The organism is Nonomuraea solani, assembly GCF_900108335.1.
In the GTDB taxonomy this organism is placed as follows: domain Bacteria; phylum Actinomycetota; class Actinomycetes; order Streptosporangiales; family Streptosporangiaceae; genus Nonomuraea; species Nonomuraea solani.
In genome coordinates this window covers 97068-114060 of sequence record NZ_FNVT01000024.1, presented here as the reverse complement: position 1 = coordinate 114060, position 16993 = coordinate 97068, and the positions used below count along the sequence as shown (strand labels likewise).

Here is a 16993-nt window from a genome sequence, read left to right as displayed (position 1 = left end):
ATGGCCACCGCCCCCGAGAAACTCCTGCTCCGCCTGGAGTGGAAGGTCGTCCGCAGGCTGGACGGCCGGCTCCAGGGCGCCCACCGCACGACGTACCGTGGCTCCGGGATCGACTTCACCGGGCTGCGCGCCTACGTCGACGGCGACGACGCCCGGCACATCGACTGGAACGTGACCGCCCGGCTGGACGAGCCGCACCTGCGGGTGTTCACCGAGGACCGCGAGCTGACGGTGTGGCTCGTGCTCGACCGGTCGGCGTCGATGGCGGCCGGGCGGCCGGGGCGCGGCAAGCACGACGTGCTCGCCGAGCTCGCGCTCGTCCTGGCCCGGATGTTCGGGCGGGGCGGCAACCGGGTCGGCGCGCTGCTGTTCGACACCGGGATGGTGCGCGTCGTGCCGCCCGGCACCTCCCGGCGGCACGCCCTGCGGATCAGTGCCGAGCTCGAACGCACCGCCGAGGCGCACGGCGGCGCCACCACCGACCTGGCGGAGATGCTGGACGCGGCCGGACGGCTCGCGCGCCGCCGCGCCCTCGTCGTCGTGCTGTCCGACTTCATCGGCGACGGCGACTGGGAACGGTCGCTGCAGCGCCTGGCCCGGCGGCACGAGGTGGTCGCGCTGCGGATCGTGGACACGGCCGACGACGTGCTGCCCGAGGCCGGGCTGATCGTGGTCGAGGACGCCGAGACCGGCGAGCAGCTCGTCGTCGACTCCGCCGACCCGCTGCTCCGGGTGCGCTTCCACGCCGCCGTCGGCGAACGCGACGCCCGGCTTACGGCGGGCATGCGGCGCGCCGGGGTGCCCGTCCACCGCATCGACACCGACCGCGACCTGGCCGAGGCGCTCGTCGAGGTGGTCGCCCGTACCAGGGACCGGTCGCCATGACGCTGAACTCCCCGCTGCTGCTGGCCGCCGGACTGCTCGTCACGGCGGTGCTCGCCTGGGCGGTCGTCGTCTCGGCCCGTCGCAGGTCGGCCGCGCTGGTCGCGGCCGGGGCCGCCGTACCGGGCGGGCGCGGCACGTACCTGGGAGTCGGTCTGACGGTGGCCGGCGTCGGCGTGCTCGCGATCGCGACCGCAGGACCGGCGGCCATGGTGCCGGTGCCGCGCACGGCGGGCACCGTCATCCTCGCCATCGACGTCTCCAACAGCATGGGCGCCGACGACGTCGCGCCCAACCGGCTGGCGGCCGCGCAGCGGGCGGCCCGCGCGTTCGTGGCGGCGCAGCCCGACAGCGTCGACATCGGGATCGTCGCGTTCGAACGGGGCGCGCTCACCACCGTACGGCCCGACGCCGACCACTCCATCGCGCTCAAGGCCATCGACCGGCTGAAGGTCACCGGCGGCACCCATCTGGGTACGGCCATCACGGCGTCGCTGGCGGCGATCACCGGCAAGAAGGTGGCCGTCGGCCGCGACGGCGCCGTACCCGACATCGGCTACTGGCCGTCGGCGACGGTCGTGATGTTCTCCGACGGCCAGAACCGGGGCGGTGACGTCGAACAGGCCGCCACCGTGGCCCAGAAGGCCGGCGTGCACATCCACACCGTCGGGGTCGGCACCACGGCGGGGGCGACGGTGAAGGTGGACGGCTACCACCTGCAGACCTCGCTCGAAGAGGACGCCCTCACCGCGATCGCGGAGACCACCGGCGGCGAGTACCATCCCGCCTCCGACAGTGCGCGGCTCGACGGGATCGCCGGCTCGATCGACCTGCGGCTCACCGTCTCCGACGAGCCGCTGCCCCTCGCAGGCGGGCTGATCGGGCTCGCCCTGGCGCTGCTCACCGGGGGAGCGGCGTTCACCGTGCTCCGGTCTGGACGGGTGATCTGAATGACGTTCTCGTGGCCGTGGCTGCTGCTGTCGGTGCTGGTCATACCGCTGATCTTCGCGATCCGCTGGTGGGCGCGGCGGCGCCGGCGGCGGGCCGCCGTGCGCGTCACGTCGATCGCGCTCGTACGCAGTGCGCTGCCGGACCGTACCCGCTGGACGCGGAAGATCCCCGCGGCGCTGTTCATCGCCGGGCTCGCGCTGCTCGCGGTCGGTGCCGCCAGGCCGCAGGCGTCGGTACCGGTGCCGCAGACGTCGGCGACGATCCTGCTCGCGCTCGACACCTCCGGCTCCATGTGCTCCACGGACGTCGATCCCAACCGCATCACCGCCGCGAAGAAGGCCGCCACGGAGTTCATCGAGTCGCAGCGGGGCGGGCCGCGCATCGGCCTGGTCACGTTCGCGGGCAACGCGGGGCTGCTCGTGCCTCCCACCGACGACACCGACGCGCTGATCAAGGCGCTGGACGGCCTCACCGTGTCGCGCGGCACCGCGATCGGGCAGGCCATGCTCGCCTCGATCGACGCGATCGCGGAGGTCGACCCGTCGGTCGCCCCGACCGGGGCGACCCCCGGCGCGGGCGGCGAAGGGTACGCCGGTGCCGCGATCGTCGTGCTCACCGACGGCGCCAACACCCAGGGCGTCGATCCGCAGACCGCCGCTCAGGAGGCCGCGCTGCGCCGCGTCCGGGTGTTCCCCATCGGCTTCGGCACCACGAACCCGTCCCCGATGGTGTGCGACAACACCCAGTTCGACGGCGGTGGCTGGGGCGGCGGCTTCGGTGGCCGTGGCCGCGGCGGATTCGACCGTGGCCGCAACGTCCGTACGATCGACGAGCCCACGCTCAAGCAGATCGCCCAGACCACCGGCGGCTCCTACCACCGCGCCGAGAACGCCGGCCAGCTCCAGAGCGCCCTCGCCGCCCTGCCCGGCAGCTTCACCGTGATCCGCCAGCGGGTCGACACGGCCGCCGCCTTCGCCGCCGGCGGCGCCGTCCTCATCACCGCGGGCCTGTCCCTGTCCCTCTGGTGGAACCGCCCTCGTATCCCGGCCCGCTGAGGTGCCGCAGCGACAGGTGCTTCGACAGCGCGTCCAGGAAGTCCGGCGCGTCGAAGATCGCGCCCGCCGAGGCGACCCCGACGGTCCTGGTACGGCCGGTGAGGATGCGGTCGACGGCCTCCACCGCGAGCGGCGCGCTGATGGCGTAGATGTCCTGACCGGTGGCGGCCACGCGGCGTTCCGTGCCGCCGGAGCGGACGAGGACGTCGATGACGAAGGTCTGCGCGGAGCGGCCCCGCTCGTCGACGGCCTCCGGCGCCGGGGCGTCAGGAGCGGCCAGGTCCGCGGCCGCCTTGGCGGCCATGTAGGTACGCACCTCCGGGACGTCCAGGTGACTGGGCACGGTGACGACGTCGGCCATGGTGAACTCCCCGATGACGCTCTGGTCGCCGAGCGGCGCCGGGAACGACCACTCCAGGGTCGGCAGGGCGTCGTCGTGGTACTCCAGCCGTCCGCCGGTGAAACGGACCCTCCGGCCGCCCCGCCGCCGGCCCGAGATCACGCCCGAGGCGAGCGTCCCGGCGGTGGGGTGCCAACTGCTCAGGCCGTACGCGATGTGCGCCTCGTCCGCCGCCGTCCAGTCGCTCATCGCGGTGGTGACCAGCAGGTCGCCGAGGCCGCCGTAGAAGGCCATCGCCGGCACCACCACGGTCCCCGCGGCGCGGGCACGGTCCGCGAAGTGCGTGAACGTGTCGACGTTCGCCTCGATCTCGGCCGCCACGTCGACGTACGGGATGCCGGCCCGCAGCGTCGCCTCGATCAGCGGGGCGGCGGTCGTGGCGAACGGCCCCGCGCAGTTGATCACCGCCGCCGCGCCTTTCAGCGCCCGGTCGAGCGAGGCGGGGTCGCCGACCGACGCCTGCCGCACCTCTGACCCTTCGGCCATGGCCAGCAGCTTGTCCAGGTCACGGCCGAGAAGCAGCGGTACGTACCCGCGCTCACGCAACTCCGCCACCACGAACCGCCCGGTGTGCCCATAAGCGCCGAACACCGCCACATTCCGGCCCGATCCCATGCCGGCTCCCGCGTACTCGAAGTGATCCACGACGTAAATCCTGTCCGGTCGGCTCACCGCTGCCCAGCGTCCGGAACGACACGACCCGTACAATTCCCGACATGAGCCCCTTCCCGCGCTCCGTCGCGGTCGCCGCCACCGACGGGATGCTGCACTTCGAGCTGGCCCTGGCCTACGAAGTCTTCGGCTCGGCCCCGGACGCCGTGCCGGGCCCCTGGTACGACGTCAGCGTGTGCGGCGCCCACGCCGTCCGGGCCGGCCGCTTCATGGTGGAGCCCGATTGCGGGCTCGACCGGCTCGCACACGCCGGCACCGTGATCGTCCCCGCCCTGGCCGACGTCGACGCAGACCCACCGGCCGACCTGGTCGAGGCGGTCCGCGCGGCCCACGAGGCGGGCGCCCGGGTGGTCTCCCTGTGCACGGGCGTGTTCGTCCTCGCCGCCGCGGGCCTGCTGGACGGGCTGCGCGCCACCACCCACTGGGCCCACACCGGCCAGCTGGCCGCCCGCTACCCTCGGGTCGAGGTCGACCCGGACGTGCTCTACGTCGACAACGGCAGCGTGCTGACCTCCGCCGGCAAGGCCGCCGCGATGGACCTGTGCCTGCACCTGGTCCGCCGCGACCACGGCTCGGCGATCGCCAACGTGGTCGCCCGCCGCCTGGTCGTGCCGCCCCACCGCGCCGGCGGCCAGGCCCAGTTCGTCACCACCCCGGTCCCCGCCCAGGACGGTCACCCCCTGGCCGAACTGCTCCCCTGGGTGATGCGCCGCCTGGACCAGCCGCTCACCGTGGAGGACCTGGCCCGCCAGGCGAACATGAGCTCCCGCCACCTGGCCCGCCACTTCCACTCCATCACCGGCACCACGCCGCTGCGGTGGCTGCTGACCCAGCGGATCCGCCGCGCCCAGGAGCTGCTGGAGAGCACGGACGACAGCATCGACACCATCGCGTCGGCGGCGGGCATGGGCACGGCCACGACCCTGCGCCGCCACTTCCACCGCACCATCGGCGTCCCGCCGGACACCTACCGCCGCACGTTCCGGGCCTGAAGGGTGAGCTTCGCGTAGAAGTCCTGGAGCATGAGGCGCACGTCAAGGTCGGTGTAGACCCGGATGGGGCGGCCCTCGGGACGGTCCTCGTAGCCGCCGTCCTCCGTGATCCGGGGCGCGGGGCGCAGCACGTGCCGGCTCGACGACGTGTCCGGGTGGAAGTTGGACCGCAAAGTCGACAGCAGCACCAGCGGGCTGTCGCCCAGCAGGTATGTCTCCCCGAGGTTGAGCCCTGCCGGGGCCAGCCGCGCGCCCACCTCGCACAGGCTGTCGTACAGGTACGCGCCGATCTTCCCGGCCGGCCGGACGTACGCCGCCAGCTCCGCCATGCCCGCCATCGTCTGCCGGTAGGCGTTTCGCGGCACCTGCCACAGCGGGATGGGGGAGGCGAAGACGACCTGGGCGGCGATGAGGTCGATGTTGAGGTTGTACTCGACACCGGGCGTGTCCGGGGGCGGCGCGGCCAGGCCGGGATATTCGGGGCCGCCGATCCAGATCGCGGTCAGCCGATCGGCGATGCGCGGCTCCATCAGATACGCGCTGGCCAGCTCGGTCAGACCCCCGCCCAACGTGACGTACAGGGGCAGGCCGGTGTCGGTGCGCATCGCCTCGGCGACGATGGCCTCGGCGCCGGCGGACGGTCGCGGCGTCTGGGGGTCGGCCAGGCTCACGTTGGACCCGGCGTACGCCGGCACCTCGCGGCCCATGAGGGACAGCACTTCGGTGACCCGTTCGTACGACAGGTCGGCCGTCGGCCGCTCCGGACCGGTGACCAGGTGGGAGCCGATGACGGCGCGCAGGTCGGCCGACGGCGACAGCAGTTGGTGCACGAGCTGGACGAGCCCGTCCGGGTCGCCGCAGTAGTCGTTGTCGGTGATGACCCGGCAGCGCGGACCGGCGGGCGGCTGGAAACCCATGTCACAACCACCGGGGAAGGTCGGGCGCCTCGATGTGGGCGGTCCGGCCGGACAGGTAGGCCGCCAGGTCGGCGAGCGACCCCGTGACGCCGGTCGGCTGCCCGGATCCGGCCACCGGCCAGGTGCGCTCGGGAGAGATCAGCGTGAGCGCCGGGCCGTCGCCGGCCTCGGAGCGTTTCGCCGCGATGTCCTCGATCAGCGCCACCAGGAAATCGGCCGGCAGGTCCGCGAAGGTCACGCCCGCGTCCAGGTCGACGGCGTGGATCAGGACCTCGCGGGAGCGCATCCACGGCACCTCGGAGGCCGGGACGGCCCGGCCCTGCGCGGTGCGCACCGTCCGCGACCACTGCTCGCCGGTGAGGCCGGCCAGCCCGTCGGCCAGCCGCGCCGCCGAGGAGCCCACCCACTCCTTGAGGGCTTCGGGCGGCCGGGTCGCACCCTCCTCGATGTCCGCGTTCCGCTGCTCCTGCGAGGTGTACATCGGCGTGGGCTCGCCGGTCCGGGCCCAGTGGACCAGGTTGAGCAGGGCTTCGGCGTTGGCGGCGACGTGGGTCGCGAGGTGCCTGCCGGTCCACCCCTCCAAGGCGGTGGGGGCGGTGAGGTCGCCGCAGCGGTCGAGGGTCGTAAGGAAGAGTTCGGTGCCCGTCCGCATCCAGGCCAGGGAAATGGCGGTCATCACGCGTCGGCCACGATCCGGTTGGCGCAGCGGCCGAGCCCGTCCACCGCCGTCACGAGGTGCTGCCCGGCCCGCAGGTAGCGCGGCGGCTTTCTGGCATGTCCGACGCCGCCCGGGGTGCCGGTCGCGATCACGTCGCCGGGTCTGAGGGTGATCATCGTTGAAATGTACTCGACCAGGTCGACCGGGTCGAAGAGGAGGTCGCCGGTGTTGTCCCGCTGTACGGTCTCGCCGTCGAGCTCGGTGCTGATGTCGACCTTCGGGCGCACCCCGCCGGGCAGTTCGTCCGGAGTGACCAGGTAGGGCCCGAGTGGCGTGGTGGCCTCCCAGTTCTTGCCCTGCAGCCACTCCTTCGTACGGAACTGCCAGTCCCGGCAGGTCACGTCGTTGAGCACCGCGAAGCCCGCGATGGCGCCCTCGGCCTCGGCCGTCGTGGCCCGGCGCACCGGCCGGCCGATGACGACGGCCAGCTCGCACTCCCAGTCGAACGCGGCGGTTTCGGGCGGCAGCATGATGTCGTCCTCGGCCCCGACCAGCGTGTCGGCATATTTGCTGAACAAAGTCGGATATTCCGGCAGGTCGCGCCCCATCTCCAGGATGTGGTTCCGGTAGTTGAGGCCGACACAGATGATCTTCCCGGGGCGCGGCACCACGGGCGCGTAGCGGGCGCCGGCCGGCGAGTACTCCCGTCCGGCGGGCTCCGCCCGGTCCTCGCCGGCCAGCAGCTCACCGACGTCGGCGGCGCCGAGATCCACAAGGCGGTCGTCCTCGACCCGGACGGCTCGGGTGGCGCCGCCGGCGGTACGGATGGTGGCCAGTTTCACTGATGAGGTCCTTCCCCGGAGGAGCGGTGCAGACTGAGGGCTTCGAAGATGGGGGCGTCGCTGAACCGGAAGAGGTCCAGGGCGCCGGAGTCGGAGTCGGAGGGCGCGGCCTCGGACCGTACGGAAAGAGGCTCCCAGGAGGGGACGACGAAGAGGTCGCCGCGCGAAACGGTCCACGACCGGCCGCCGACCGTGACGGTGCCGGTGCCGTCGAAGACCTGGTAGACCGACGAGCCCACAGCGCGGGACGGGGCCGTCTCCACGCCGGTCGCGATCCGGTGCATCTCGGCCCTGATCGTGGGCAGCACGTCGCCGCCGGTGGTCGGGTTGGTGTAGCGCACCGCCGCGTGCCCGCGCTCGACGGTCCCGGGATGGCCGCCGGCCTCCAGCTCCAGTTGGTCGCGGAGCGCCGCGTCGGTGTCCTTCCAGCGGTAGGCCAGCAGCGGCGTGCCCGGCTGCGGCCCGGGAGCGGAGACGGGCCTGAGGCCGGGGTGCCCCCAGAGGCGTTCGGACCGGGAGCGGTCCGGCGTCGTGCGTTCGGCGTCGCTGATCGTGTCGCGGCCGAACTCGAAGAACTGCGACTCGGTCGCGTACTGGAACGGGATGTCCAGCCCATCGATCCAGGCCATGGGCCGATCCGCCGCGTTGTGGTGCGCGTGCCAGGCCCACCCGGCCTGGGGCAGGAAGTCGCCGCGGCCCATCGGCACCGGGTCGCGGCCGACCACGGTCCAGACGCCGTCGCCCTCGACGACGAAGCGGAACGCGTGCTGCGTGTGCCGGTGCTCGGGCGCGTCCTCGCCGGGCATCAGGTACTGGATCGCGGCCCAGAGGGTCGGCGTCGCGTACGGCTTGCCGCCGAGCGCGGGGTTGGCGAGGGCGATCGCGCGCCGTTCACCGCCCCGGCCGACCGGCACGACCCGGCCCGCCTGGTCAGCGAGACGGAGCAGGTTCGCCCACCGCCACACGTGCGGCACGGCCCGCGACCTCGGGTGCGGCGGCATGAGGTCGCCGATCTCGGTCCAGAGCGGGACGAGCAGTTCGGTCTCGAAGCCTCTGTAGAGCTCGGCCAGCTCCGCGCTCGGGGCCGGCTGATCGGGCGCGTCCACCACACGCAGCCGCACCGGCGAATCGGTCAGTTCTCCCATCGTGCCTCCATCTCGGGCTGAACGGCAGGACCCGCGCTTTGTGACCGTCTGGTTTCGCGAATCTTGCTGGAAGGTATCGACAACTTACCGAGTGCTCGGTAGCTTACGGCAATCCAAGGAGGTCGCCAATGCCCCAGCCGCCACCCGCACGCCGCCGCCTCAAGCCCGGCGCCCGCCGCCGCCAGATCCTCGATGTCGCCACCCGCGAGATCGCCGCATCCGGCTTCCGCGGCGCCTCGCTGGCCGAGATCGCGGAGAACGTGGGCGTCTCCCAGCCGGGCCTGCTGCACCACTTCCCGAGCAAGGCCGCCCTGCTCCTCGCGGTGCTGGAGCAGAAGAGCGCGGAGGACACCGCGATCGTCGACGAGGTGTTCGCGGACGCCGAGGGCACCGTCGGACAGGCGATCACGGCCCTCGTCGAGGTGAACCAGCGCGATCCGGAGCGCATACGGCTCTACACGGTCACGGCGGCCGAGAGCATCGACGCCGGCCATCCGGCGCACGACTTCTACCTGCGCCGCTATCAAGGCACCCGGGCGCGGCTGGCGGAACGCCTCGCCAAGGACCGGGAACGCGGCCGCCTGCCCGAGACCCTCGACGTCGCCGAGGTGGCGACCGAGATCCTCGCGCTCCTCGACGGCCTGCAGTTCCAGTGGCTGCTCGACCCCGGCGTCGACATGACCGGGCCCGTCAGGGCGTACTTCGCCCGACTCTACGGAAGGACCTGACAGATCGTGCACGACAGCAGCCGCTTCGCCGCGCTCGTCCAACGCCTGAGCCTTGCCCAGAAGGTGGGCCTGCTCGCCGGCGCGACGTTCTGGACCACGCCGGCCTGCGCCCCGATCGGCCTGCGGTCGATGGCGCTCGCCGACGGTCCCGCCGGCGTCCGCGGCCTGCGCTGGGACGCCGCGGACCCGTCGGTGTGCTTCCCGTCGCCCACGGCGCTCGGCGCCTCCTGGGACGTCGAGGCGGCCCGCGACTACGGCCGCGCCCTCGGCGCCGAGGCGCGCCGCAAGGGCATCGACGTCGTCCTGGCGCCGACCCTCAACGTGATCCGCACCCCGTTCGGCGGGCGCGCCTTCGAGTGCTACTCCGAGGACCCGGTGCTGATCGGCGCGATCGGCGCGGCCGTGGTCGCCGGGCTCCAGGAGTTCGGCGTCGCCGCCACGATCAAGCACTACGTGGCGAACGACTCCGAGACCGAGCGCTACACCGTGGACGTGGGCGTGGACGAGCGCACCCTGCGCGAGGTCTACTTCGCCCCCTTCGAGACCGTCGTCCGCGAGGCCGGCCCCTGGGCGGTGATGGCCGCGTACAACGCCGTCGACGGCACCACGATGACGGAGCACCCGCTGCTGGACGCGCCGCTGCGTACCGAATGGGGCTTCGACGGACTGGTCATGAGCGACTGGCGCGCCACCCGATCGACCGTCGCGTCCGCCCGCGCCGGGCTCGACCTGGCCATGCCCGGGCCGGTGAGCCCATGGGGCCAGGCGCTGGTCGACGCCGTCGAGCGGGGCGAGGTGGACGAGGCGGCCATCGACCGCAAGGCCGTCAACCTTCTCGGCCTGGCGGAGCGCGTGGGCGCCCTGTCCGATGTCACCTTTGAAAGAGCCGCCCCCGAAGCCGCGCGTGTCGCCGCCGACGCCGCCGTCGGCGGGACCGTCCTGCTCACCAACGACGGCACCCTGCCGCTGGCGGAGGGCGCGGTGCGCCGCGTCCTGGTCGTCGGCGAGGCGGCCGCCACGCCCCGGTTCCAGGGCGGTGGCAGCGCGGAGGTCATCCCGGCGGCGGTCGTCTCACCGCTGGACGCGCTCCGGGCGGCGCTCCCGGACGACTGCGAGGTCGTCCACGTCCCGGGCACCCGTTCGGACCTCGACCTCGAACCCCTGCCGCTCGACCTGGCCGGCGCCATCGACCTCACCTGGCTCGACCCGGCCGGTTCCGTCGTGCACCGCGAACGGCGCGCGTCGGCGAAGCTGGTCTACCTGGGCCCGGACGTGCCCGCAGGGGCGGTCTCGTGCCGCATCGAATGGAAGTTCACCGCCGACGAGCCGGGGGAGTGGCAGCTCGGCTTCATCGGCTGCGGCTACTTCGAGCTGCGGATCGACGGCACCCAGGTGCTGGCCGGGCACGCGTCCGCCGCGCACGAGGGACCGGGCGCCGAACTGTTCAACGGCCCCAGCCGCGCCGTCACACGCGACGTCGAGCGCGGCGAGACGCTGAGCATGCGCCTGGACCACACGTTCGGCAAGCTCGGCGTGTCACTGACTCTCGGCGCCCGCCGCCCGCGAGCGTCCGTCGAGGACGAACGGGCCCGGCTGCGGGCCGAGGCGGCGGCCTGTGACGTGGCGATCGTCTTCGTGTCCACCAACCGGGCCAGCGAGTCGGAAGGCGTCGACCGGGACACCCTGGCGCTGCCCGGCGACCAGGACGAGGTGATGTCCCTGGTGGCCGGGCACGCGCCGGCCACCGTGGCCGTCGTCTGCTCCGGCGCGCCGGTGGCGCTGCCCTGGCGGGAGCAGGTCTCGGCGATCCTCGCCGCCTGGTTCGGCGGCCAGGAGGTCGGCCCGGCCCTGGCGGACGTCATCACCGGCAGGAAGGAGCCCAGGGGCCGGCTGCCCATGTCGTGGCCCGCGGACGACTCCGTCCCGGTCCATCAGGTCGCCCCGTCCGGCGGCCGCCTCGACTACGCCGAAGGTCTGCACATCGGCTACCGGGCCTGGCTGAAGGAGGGCCGCGAACCGGCCTGGCCCTTCGGCCACGGCCTCGGCTACACCACCTGGGAGCTGAGCGACGCCGCCGTCACCACCGGCGACGCGGGCACCACCGTCACCGTCACGGCGCGCAACACGGGCGACCGCCCCGGCCGCACCGTCGTCCAGGTCTATCTCGCCCGTCCCGACTCCGTACACGACCGGCCCGTACGGTGGCTGGCCGGCTTCGCCGCGATCGACCAGGGCCCCGGCACGTCCGCCACCCACCACATCCGGCTGCCGGCCCGCGCGTTCCAGCACTGGTCGGCGGAAACCCGAAGCTGGCACCTGGAGCCCGGCCGGTTCGAGGTCCAGGTCGGCGTCTCGGCCACCGACATCCACCAAGAAACACTCGTCATCCAGCGCGACTAGGATCTCCCATGAGAAACAAGACCGGAGCCGTCGTCCTCGCCCTCACCCTGCTCGGCTCCACCGCCTGCCAGTCGGCCGTCGAACAGGCCGACCGCGCCGCCGCCAAGTCGGCCTCGTGCACGCCTGGCGGCACCCTCACCGGCGCCCTCGCCAGCCCCTCCGACACCAGCGCGGCCCTGACCGGCCGCCCGGGGAACGTCTTCTGGGTCCGCAACATCGTCGAACCGCTCTGGTACCTTACCAACGACTCGCCCGACCCCAAGCCGCTGCTGGCCAAGAGCTGGACGTTCGAGGACGACGACAAGACCCTCGTGCTGACCCTCAACCAGGGGGTCAAGTTCCACACCGGGCGGGCGTTCACCGCCGACGACGTGGTCTACACCTTCAGCGAGGTCACCAAGGCGGGCAGCCCGTCCAACTTCGGGCCGATCGTGTCCACCTGGAAGATCACGGCCACGGCGCCGGACACGGTCACCATCACCTCGCCGACGGCGCTGACCCAGTCGGCGCAGACCATCCTCGACGGCACCCCGATCGTCGACCGCGACACCTACGCCGACATGGCCTCCGGCAAGAAGCTCGTCGGCACCGGGCCGTTCACCCTGGACGTCTACCGCCCCGGCGCGTCCATGACGCTGAAGAAGAACCCGGACTACTGGCAGCCCGGCCTGCCCAAGCTCGACCGCGTCGAGATCCCGGTCATCGCCGACTCCACCGCCCAGATCGCCGCGCTGCAGTCCGGCCGCGTGCATCTCGCCTCCGGTCTCACCGTGCAGGACGCGATGACCACGGCCGACGGCAAGAAGTTCACGCTGGAGAAGAGCGGCGGCATCTTCTACCTGTTCGGCATGGACACCTCCAAGGCGCCGCTGGACAAGAAGGAGGTGCGCCAGGCCATCGCGTACGCCATCGACCGCGAGCGGATCAACCAGCAGGTCTTCGGCGGCCTCGGCAAGACCGGCGAGCTGATGTGGCCGGAGTCCGCCCCCGGTTACCCGAAGGAGCTGGCGAACCACTACGCCTACGACCCGGCCAAGGCCAAGGAGCTGATCGCGAGCGCCGGCGCCGAGGGCGCGACGGTGGACCTCACCTATCTGCAGCACCCCATCCTCGCCGCGATGTACAGCGTCATCGCCAACAACCTCCAGGCGGCGGGCCTCAAGGTCACGGGTGAGGCGCTGGCCATCGGCGACTACCAGAAGCGGGTGGCGACCGCCGGCTTCACCATGGCCTACCTCAACAACGCGGCCAACGTCGGGCAGTCGGCGCAGGTCCTGCTCTCGGTGCTGCCGCAGATCCGGCTGAAGAACAACTCGCTGTCGTACGACGACCCCGAGTTCGCCAAGCTGTCCAAGGCCGTCACCACGGCGACGAAGGACACCGGCCCTGATGCGCTGAAGAAGCTCACCGAATACATGGTCGACCAGGCGAACGTCCAGCTGGTCGTGGCCGCCCCCGTCACCACGGTCCAGGCCGCGAACGTCAGCGGCGTGATCCGTACCGCGATGGGATCCATGTTCCAGAGCGCCTGCCTCACGGCGAAATGATCCGCTTCCTCATCCGGCGCCTGCCGGTCATCGCGCTCGTGCTCGCCGCGTCGAGCCTGATCGCCTTCCTCCTGCCACGGCTGATGCCGGGCGACCCGGCCGCGGCCGTGGCGGGGCCGGAGGCGACTCCGGAGCAGATCGCCCAGATCCGCCACGAACTGGGCCTGGACCAGCCGATCGCCGAGCAGTACGTCCAGTGGATCAAAGGGCTGTTCACCGGCGACCTCGGCCAGTCCCTGCAGTTCCGCAGGCCGGTCGCCGAACTGGTCGGGACGCGGCTGGAGAGCACGGTCGAGCTGGCCCTCGCGGCCCTGATCTTCATGGTGATCATCGGGGTGGGCATCGGGCTCGTCGCGGGCACCGTCCGCGCGGCCTGGCTCCGCACCGCCATCGACAGCGTCAACACGCTGCTGCTGGCGGCGCCCGGGTTCCTGGTCGGCCTGCTGATGGTGCTGCTGTTCGGCATCGTGTTCCGGGTCCTGCCGACCAGCGGTGAGATACCGCTGTCGGAGAACGCCGAGCTCGGCGTGCAGTATTTGATCCTGCCCGCGCTCGCGCTGTCGCTCGCCTCGGCCTCCGGTATCGCCCGGCTCGTCCAGACGTCGATGCGGGCGGTACGGCAGCAGGACTTCGTCGACCTGGCCGTGGCCAAGGGCGTGCCGTCCGGCCGGATCGCCACCCACCACGTCCTGCGCAACAGCCTCGGCCCCGCCCTGGTCGCCATCGGCATCCGGTTCGGTGACCTGCTCGCCGGCGCGGTGGTGATCGAGGCGATCTTCGCCCGCAACGGTCTGGGCCAGCTCGCCGTGTCGTCGGCGCAGACCGCCGACTACCCGGTCGTCCAGGTGCTGATCGTCGGCGCCGTCCTGATCGCCGTCGCCGCGCAGTTGCTCACCGAGATCGGCCTGGCGCGCCTCGACCCACGAGTGAGGCTGGAATGACCACCGTCCCCGTCACCCATCGACGCAACCAGACGCTCGTCAGGTACGCCCGCGCCTTCCGCGGCCCGCGCGGCCTCATCGGCGCGGGAATCCTCATCGCCCTCGTCCTGGTCGCCCTGGCCGCGCCGCTGATCGGCCCCGGCGGCTACGACCAGCAGTCGTCGGCGACCCTGGCCGGGGCCGGCGCGGGGCACCTGTTCGGCACCGACGAACTGGGGCGCGACATCCTGGTCCGCACGGTCTACGGACTGCGCACCGACCTGAGCCTCATTCTCACGGCGGTGCCCGTCAGCCTCGTCATCGGCACGCTGATGGGCCTGTCCGGGGCGGTGTCGAAGGTGCTCGGCGCCTTCACGCAGCGGCTGCTCGACATCATCCTCGGCTTCCCCGGCCTGGTCCTCGGCGTGATCATCGTCATGATCATCGGCCAGGGATGGTGGGCGCTGTTCTTCGCGCTCGTCTTCGCCGGGCTGCCCGGCTTCGGCCGGATGGCCAGGGCGGGGCTGCTCGCGGAGCAGGACCGCGACTACGTTCTGGCCGCGCGCATCCTCCGCGTCCCGGCCGGCCGCCGCGTCCGCCGCCACATCCTGCCGAACATCGTCGACCCGCTGCTGGTCCAGACGGCGATCTTCATGGTGGTCGCCATCTTCATCGAGGCCGGGCTGAGCATCGTCGGCCTCGGCATCGAACCGCCCGCGCCGTCGCTCGGCGCGATGCTCAACGTCGGCGCCCGCTACGCCACCACGCACCCCAACTACGTGCTCGGACCCGGACTGGTGCTGCTGCTCCTGGCGCTGTCCTTCACCCTCCTGTCCGACGCTCTGAACGAGGCGGCGATCAAGAGATGACCTCCACAGCCCCAGCATCCGCCGGTCCGGCCGTCGGCAACGCGCCGCTGCTGCGCGTCACCGGGCTGCGCACCGAGTTCCGTACCCCGGAGGGCGTCGTCCGCGCCGTCGACGACGTCTCGTTCGAGATCGCGCCCGGCGAGATCGTCGGCATCGTCGGCGAGTCCGGATCGGGCAAGTCGGTCACCGCCCGCTCGATCCTCGGCATGGTCCACGAGCCGGGGCACGTCGTCGCCGGTGAGATCGGCTACCGGGGACGCGACCTGCGCGAGCTGTCCCCGAAGGCGCTGCGCGAGATCCGCGGCAAGGAGATCGGCCTGGTCTTCCAGGACCCCCAGTCGGCGCTCAACCCCGTCATGACGGTACGCGACCAGATCAGCGAGGCCCTGACCGTGCACGGCATGGGCCGCGCCGCCGCCCGGGAACGCGCGCTCGAACTGCTGGAGCAGGTGGGCATTCCCGACGCGCGACGCCGGGCGGACGACTATCCGCACCAGTTCTCCGGCGGGATGCGGCAGCGCGTGGTCATCGCCATCGCGCTGGCGAACAATCCGTCGCTGCTCATCGCCGACGAGCCGACCACGGCGCTGGACGTGACGATCCAGGCGCAGATCCTGCGGCTCCTCGGGCGGCTGCGCAGCGAGCTGGGCGTCGCCGTCCTCATGATCACCCATGACATGGGCGTCGTGGCGGAGACCTGCGACCGGATCGTCGTGATGTACGGCGGCCGGGTGCTCGAACGCGGATCCGTGGCCGAGGTGTTCCCGGCGCCGCGGTCGCCGTACACGCATGATCTGCTGGCCGCCATGCCCCGGATCGACGAGAGCGCCGGGACCCGGCGGCTGCCGTCGATCCCCGGCACGCCGCCGGACCCGGCCCAGCCGCCGCCCGGCTGCCCCTTCCAGCCCCGCTGCCGCCTGGCCACCGACGTCTGCGGCGAGTCGATGCCCGATCTCACCACGGTCGGCGCCGACCACTTCGCCGCCTGTCACGTCACCGCCGGTGGCGAGCCGATTCCGGCCCTCGTCGCGGAGGCGGCGCACGACCGGCGGCGCGCCGACCCGGGCACGCGGCCGATCCTGGAGATCGCCGACCTGCGGATCGACGTCGCGGGCGGCCGGAAGAGCCTGTGGCGGCGCCCCGAGCCGGTCTACGCCGTCGATGGGGTGTCGCTGCACGTCCGCGCCGGGGAGACCCTCGGCCTGGTGGGGGAGTCCGGTTGCGGCAAGTCGACCCTCGCGCGCGCGATCGTCGGCATCAACGAACCCGCGTCCGGGACCATCACCCTGCGCGACCGTGACGCCGTACAGTACGTCTTCCAGGACCCCAGCGCCTCCCTCAACCCGCGCCGCACCATCAGGGAGTCGATCGACGAGGCACTCGAAGCCGTCGGGACGCCCGCCGCCCAGCGCTACGACGAGTCGGTGCGGCTGCTGGAACGGGTCGGCCTCAACGCCCGGCACCTCGAACGGCTGCCGTACGCCTTCTCCGGCGGGCAGCGCCAGCGGGTGGGGATCGCCAGGGCCCTCGCCGCCCGCCCCGAGCTGCTCGTCCTCGACGAACCCGTCTCCGCGCTGGACGTCTCGATCCAGGCGCAGATCATCAACCTGCTGGAGTCGCTGCGCGACGAGCTCGACCTCGGCTACCTGTTCATCGCCCACGACCTGTCCGTGGTGCGGCACCTCAGTGACCGGGTCGCCGTCATGTACCTGGGTGGCATCGTCGAGACCGGCGACGTCGCCACGGTGTACGGCAGTCCGGGGCACCCGTACACGGCGGCCCTGCTGGCCTCGTCGCCCATCCCGGACCCGGCGGCCAAGCAGCGGGAACGGATCGTGCTCCGAGGGGATCTGCCCAGCCCCAAGGACCCGCCGGCCGGCTGCCGGTTCCGTACCCGATGCCCCATCGGCCCCCTCGTCCACAGTGACCGGACCGTCTGCGCCGAGCAGCGGCCGGCGCTGAGCCCCACCCCGAACGGAGCCCACGTGGCCTGCCACTTTCCCGGTGAGCTGTGA

Annotated in this window: 15 protein-coding genes; 10 read left to right on the top strand and 5 right to left on the bottom strand. The window is 72.5% G+C overall.

Translation table 11 applies throughout. The features are described 5' to 3' along the window. Genes C4V41_RS50605 through C4V41_RS50595 form a run of 3 tightly spaced genes read left to right on the top strand, consistent with a single transcriptional unit; the run spans position 1 to position 2888 of the window. Complete coding sequence (locus tag C4V41_RS50605; protein ID WP_103963237.1) at positions 1-885, top strand: DUF58 domain-containing protein; 885 nt, start codon at positions 1-3, stop codon at positions 883-885. Next, positions 882-1832: a VWA domain-containing protein gene (locus C4V41_RS50600; RefSeq protein WP_103963236.1), complete on the top strand. Its 951-nt coding sequence runs from the start codon at positions 882-884 to the stop codon at positions 1830-1832. The genes C4V41_RS50605 and C4V41_RS50600 overlap by 4 nt, the downstream gene beginning before the upstream one ends. After that, a complete protein-coding gene (locus tag C4V41_RS50595; RefSeq protein ID WP_103963235.1) occupies positions 1833-2888 on the top strand; it encodes a VWA domain-containing protein in 1056 nt (351 codons plus the stop codon). It abuts the gene before it with no gap. Here the strand turns inward: C4V41_RS50595 and C4V41_RS50590 are convergent. Continuing rightward, a complete protein-coding gene (locus C4V41_RS50590) occupies positions 2830-3933 on the bottom strand; it encodes a saccharopine dehydrogenase family protein (protein ID WP_327537516.1) in 1104 nt (367 codons plus the stop codon). The genes C4V41_RS50595 and C4V41_RS50590 overlap by 59 nt on opposite strands. Positions 3934-4004: 71 nt before the next feature. Here C4V41_RS50590 and C4V41_RS50585 point away from each other — a divergent pair, with 71 nt between their 5' ends. Continuing rightward, positions 4005-4952 carry a helix-turn-helix domain-containing protein gene (locus C4V41_RS50585; protein WP_103963234.1) on the top strand — a complete coding sequence of 316 codons (948 nt, stop codon included), beginning with the start codon at positions 4005-4007 and terminating at the stop codon, positions 4950-4952. Here the strand turns inward: C4V41_RS50585 and C4V41_RS50580 are convergent. The 4 genes from C4V41_RS50580 to C4V41_RS50565 are packed head-to-tail and all read right to left on the bottom strand — an operon-like array spanning position 4928 to position 8514. Further along, positions 4928-5869: a nucleoside hydrolase gene (locus tag C4V41_RS50580; RefSeq protein ID WP_103963233.1), complete on the bottom strand. Its 942-nt coding sequence runs from the start codon at positions 5867-5869 to the stop codon at positions 4928-4930. The genes C4V41_RS50585 and C4V41_RS50580 overlap by 25 nt on opposite strands. Position 5870: 1 nt before the next feature. Next, the gene (locus tag C4V41_RS50575; protein WP_103963232.1) at positions 5871-6545 is read right to left on the bottom strand and encodes a maleylpyruvate isomerase family mycothiol-dependent enzyme; all 675 of its coding nucleotides are present in this window, start codon (positions 6543-6545) and stop codon (positions 5871-5873) included. Beyond that, entirely contained in the window at positions 6545-7369 is an 825-nt protein-coding gene (locus C4V41_RS50570; RefSeq protein ID WP_103963231.1) for a fumarylacetoacetate hydrolase family protein, read from the bottom strand. Before C4V41_RS50570 ends, C4V41_RS50575 begins: the two co-directional genes overlap by 1 nt. Then, a complete protein-coding gene (locus tag C4V41_RS50565; protein WP_103963230.1) occupies positions 7366-8514 on the bottom strand; it encodes a cupin domain-containing protein in 1149 nt (382 codons plus the stop codon). Before C4V41_RS50565 ends, C4V41_RS50570 begins: the two co-directional genes overlap by 4 nt. Positions 8515-8642: 128 nt before the next feature. Between C4V41_RS50565 and C4V41_RS50560 the strand changes: the two genes are divergently transcribed. The 6 genes from C4V41_RS50560 to C4V41_RS50535 are packed head-to-tail and all read left to right on the top strand — an operon-like array spanning position 8643 to position 16993. Next, complete coding sequence (locus tag C4V41_RS50560) at positions 8643-9242, top strand: TetR/AcrR family transcriptional regulator (protein WP_103963229.1); 600 nt, start codon at positions 8643-8645, stop codon at positions 9240-9242. Between the two features lie 6 nt (positions 9243-9248). Then, entirely contained in the window at positions 9249-11642 is a 2394-nt protein-coding gene (locus C4V41_RS50555) for a beta-glucosidase family protein (RefSeq protein WP_103963228.1), read from the top strand. An 8-nt stretch (positions 11643-11650) separates the two neighbouring features. Then, positions 11651-13189 carry an ABC transporter substrate-binding protein gene (locus C4V41_RS50550; RefSeq protein ID WP_103963227.1) on the top strand — a complete coding sequence of 513 codons (1539 nt, stop codon included), beginning with the start codon at positions 11651-11653 and terminating at the stop codon, positions 13187-13189. Next, entirely contained in the window at positions 13186-14130 is a 945-nt protein-coding gene (locus C4V41_RS50545; protein WP_103963226.1) for an ABC transporter permease, read from the top strand. Before C4V41_RS50550 ends, C4V41_RS50545 begins: the two co-directional genes overlap by 4 nt. Then, entirely contained in the window at positions 14127-14978 is an 852-nt protein-coding gene (locus C4V41_RS50540; RefSeq protein WP_103963225.1) for an ABC transporter permease, read from the top strand. The genes C4V41_RS50545 and C4V41_RS50540 overlap by 4 nt, the downstream gene beginning before the upstream one ends. Further along, positions 14975-16993, top strand: a complete 2019-nt coding sequence (locus C4V41_RS50535; RefSeq protein ID WP_103963224.1) for a dipeptide ABC transporter ATP-binding protein — start codon at positions 14975-14977, stop codon at positions 16991-16993. Before C4V41_RS50540 ends, C4V41_RS50535 begins: the two co-directional genes overlap by 4 nt.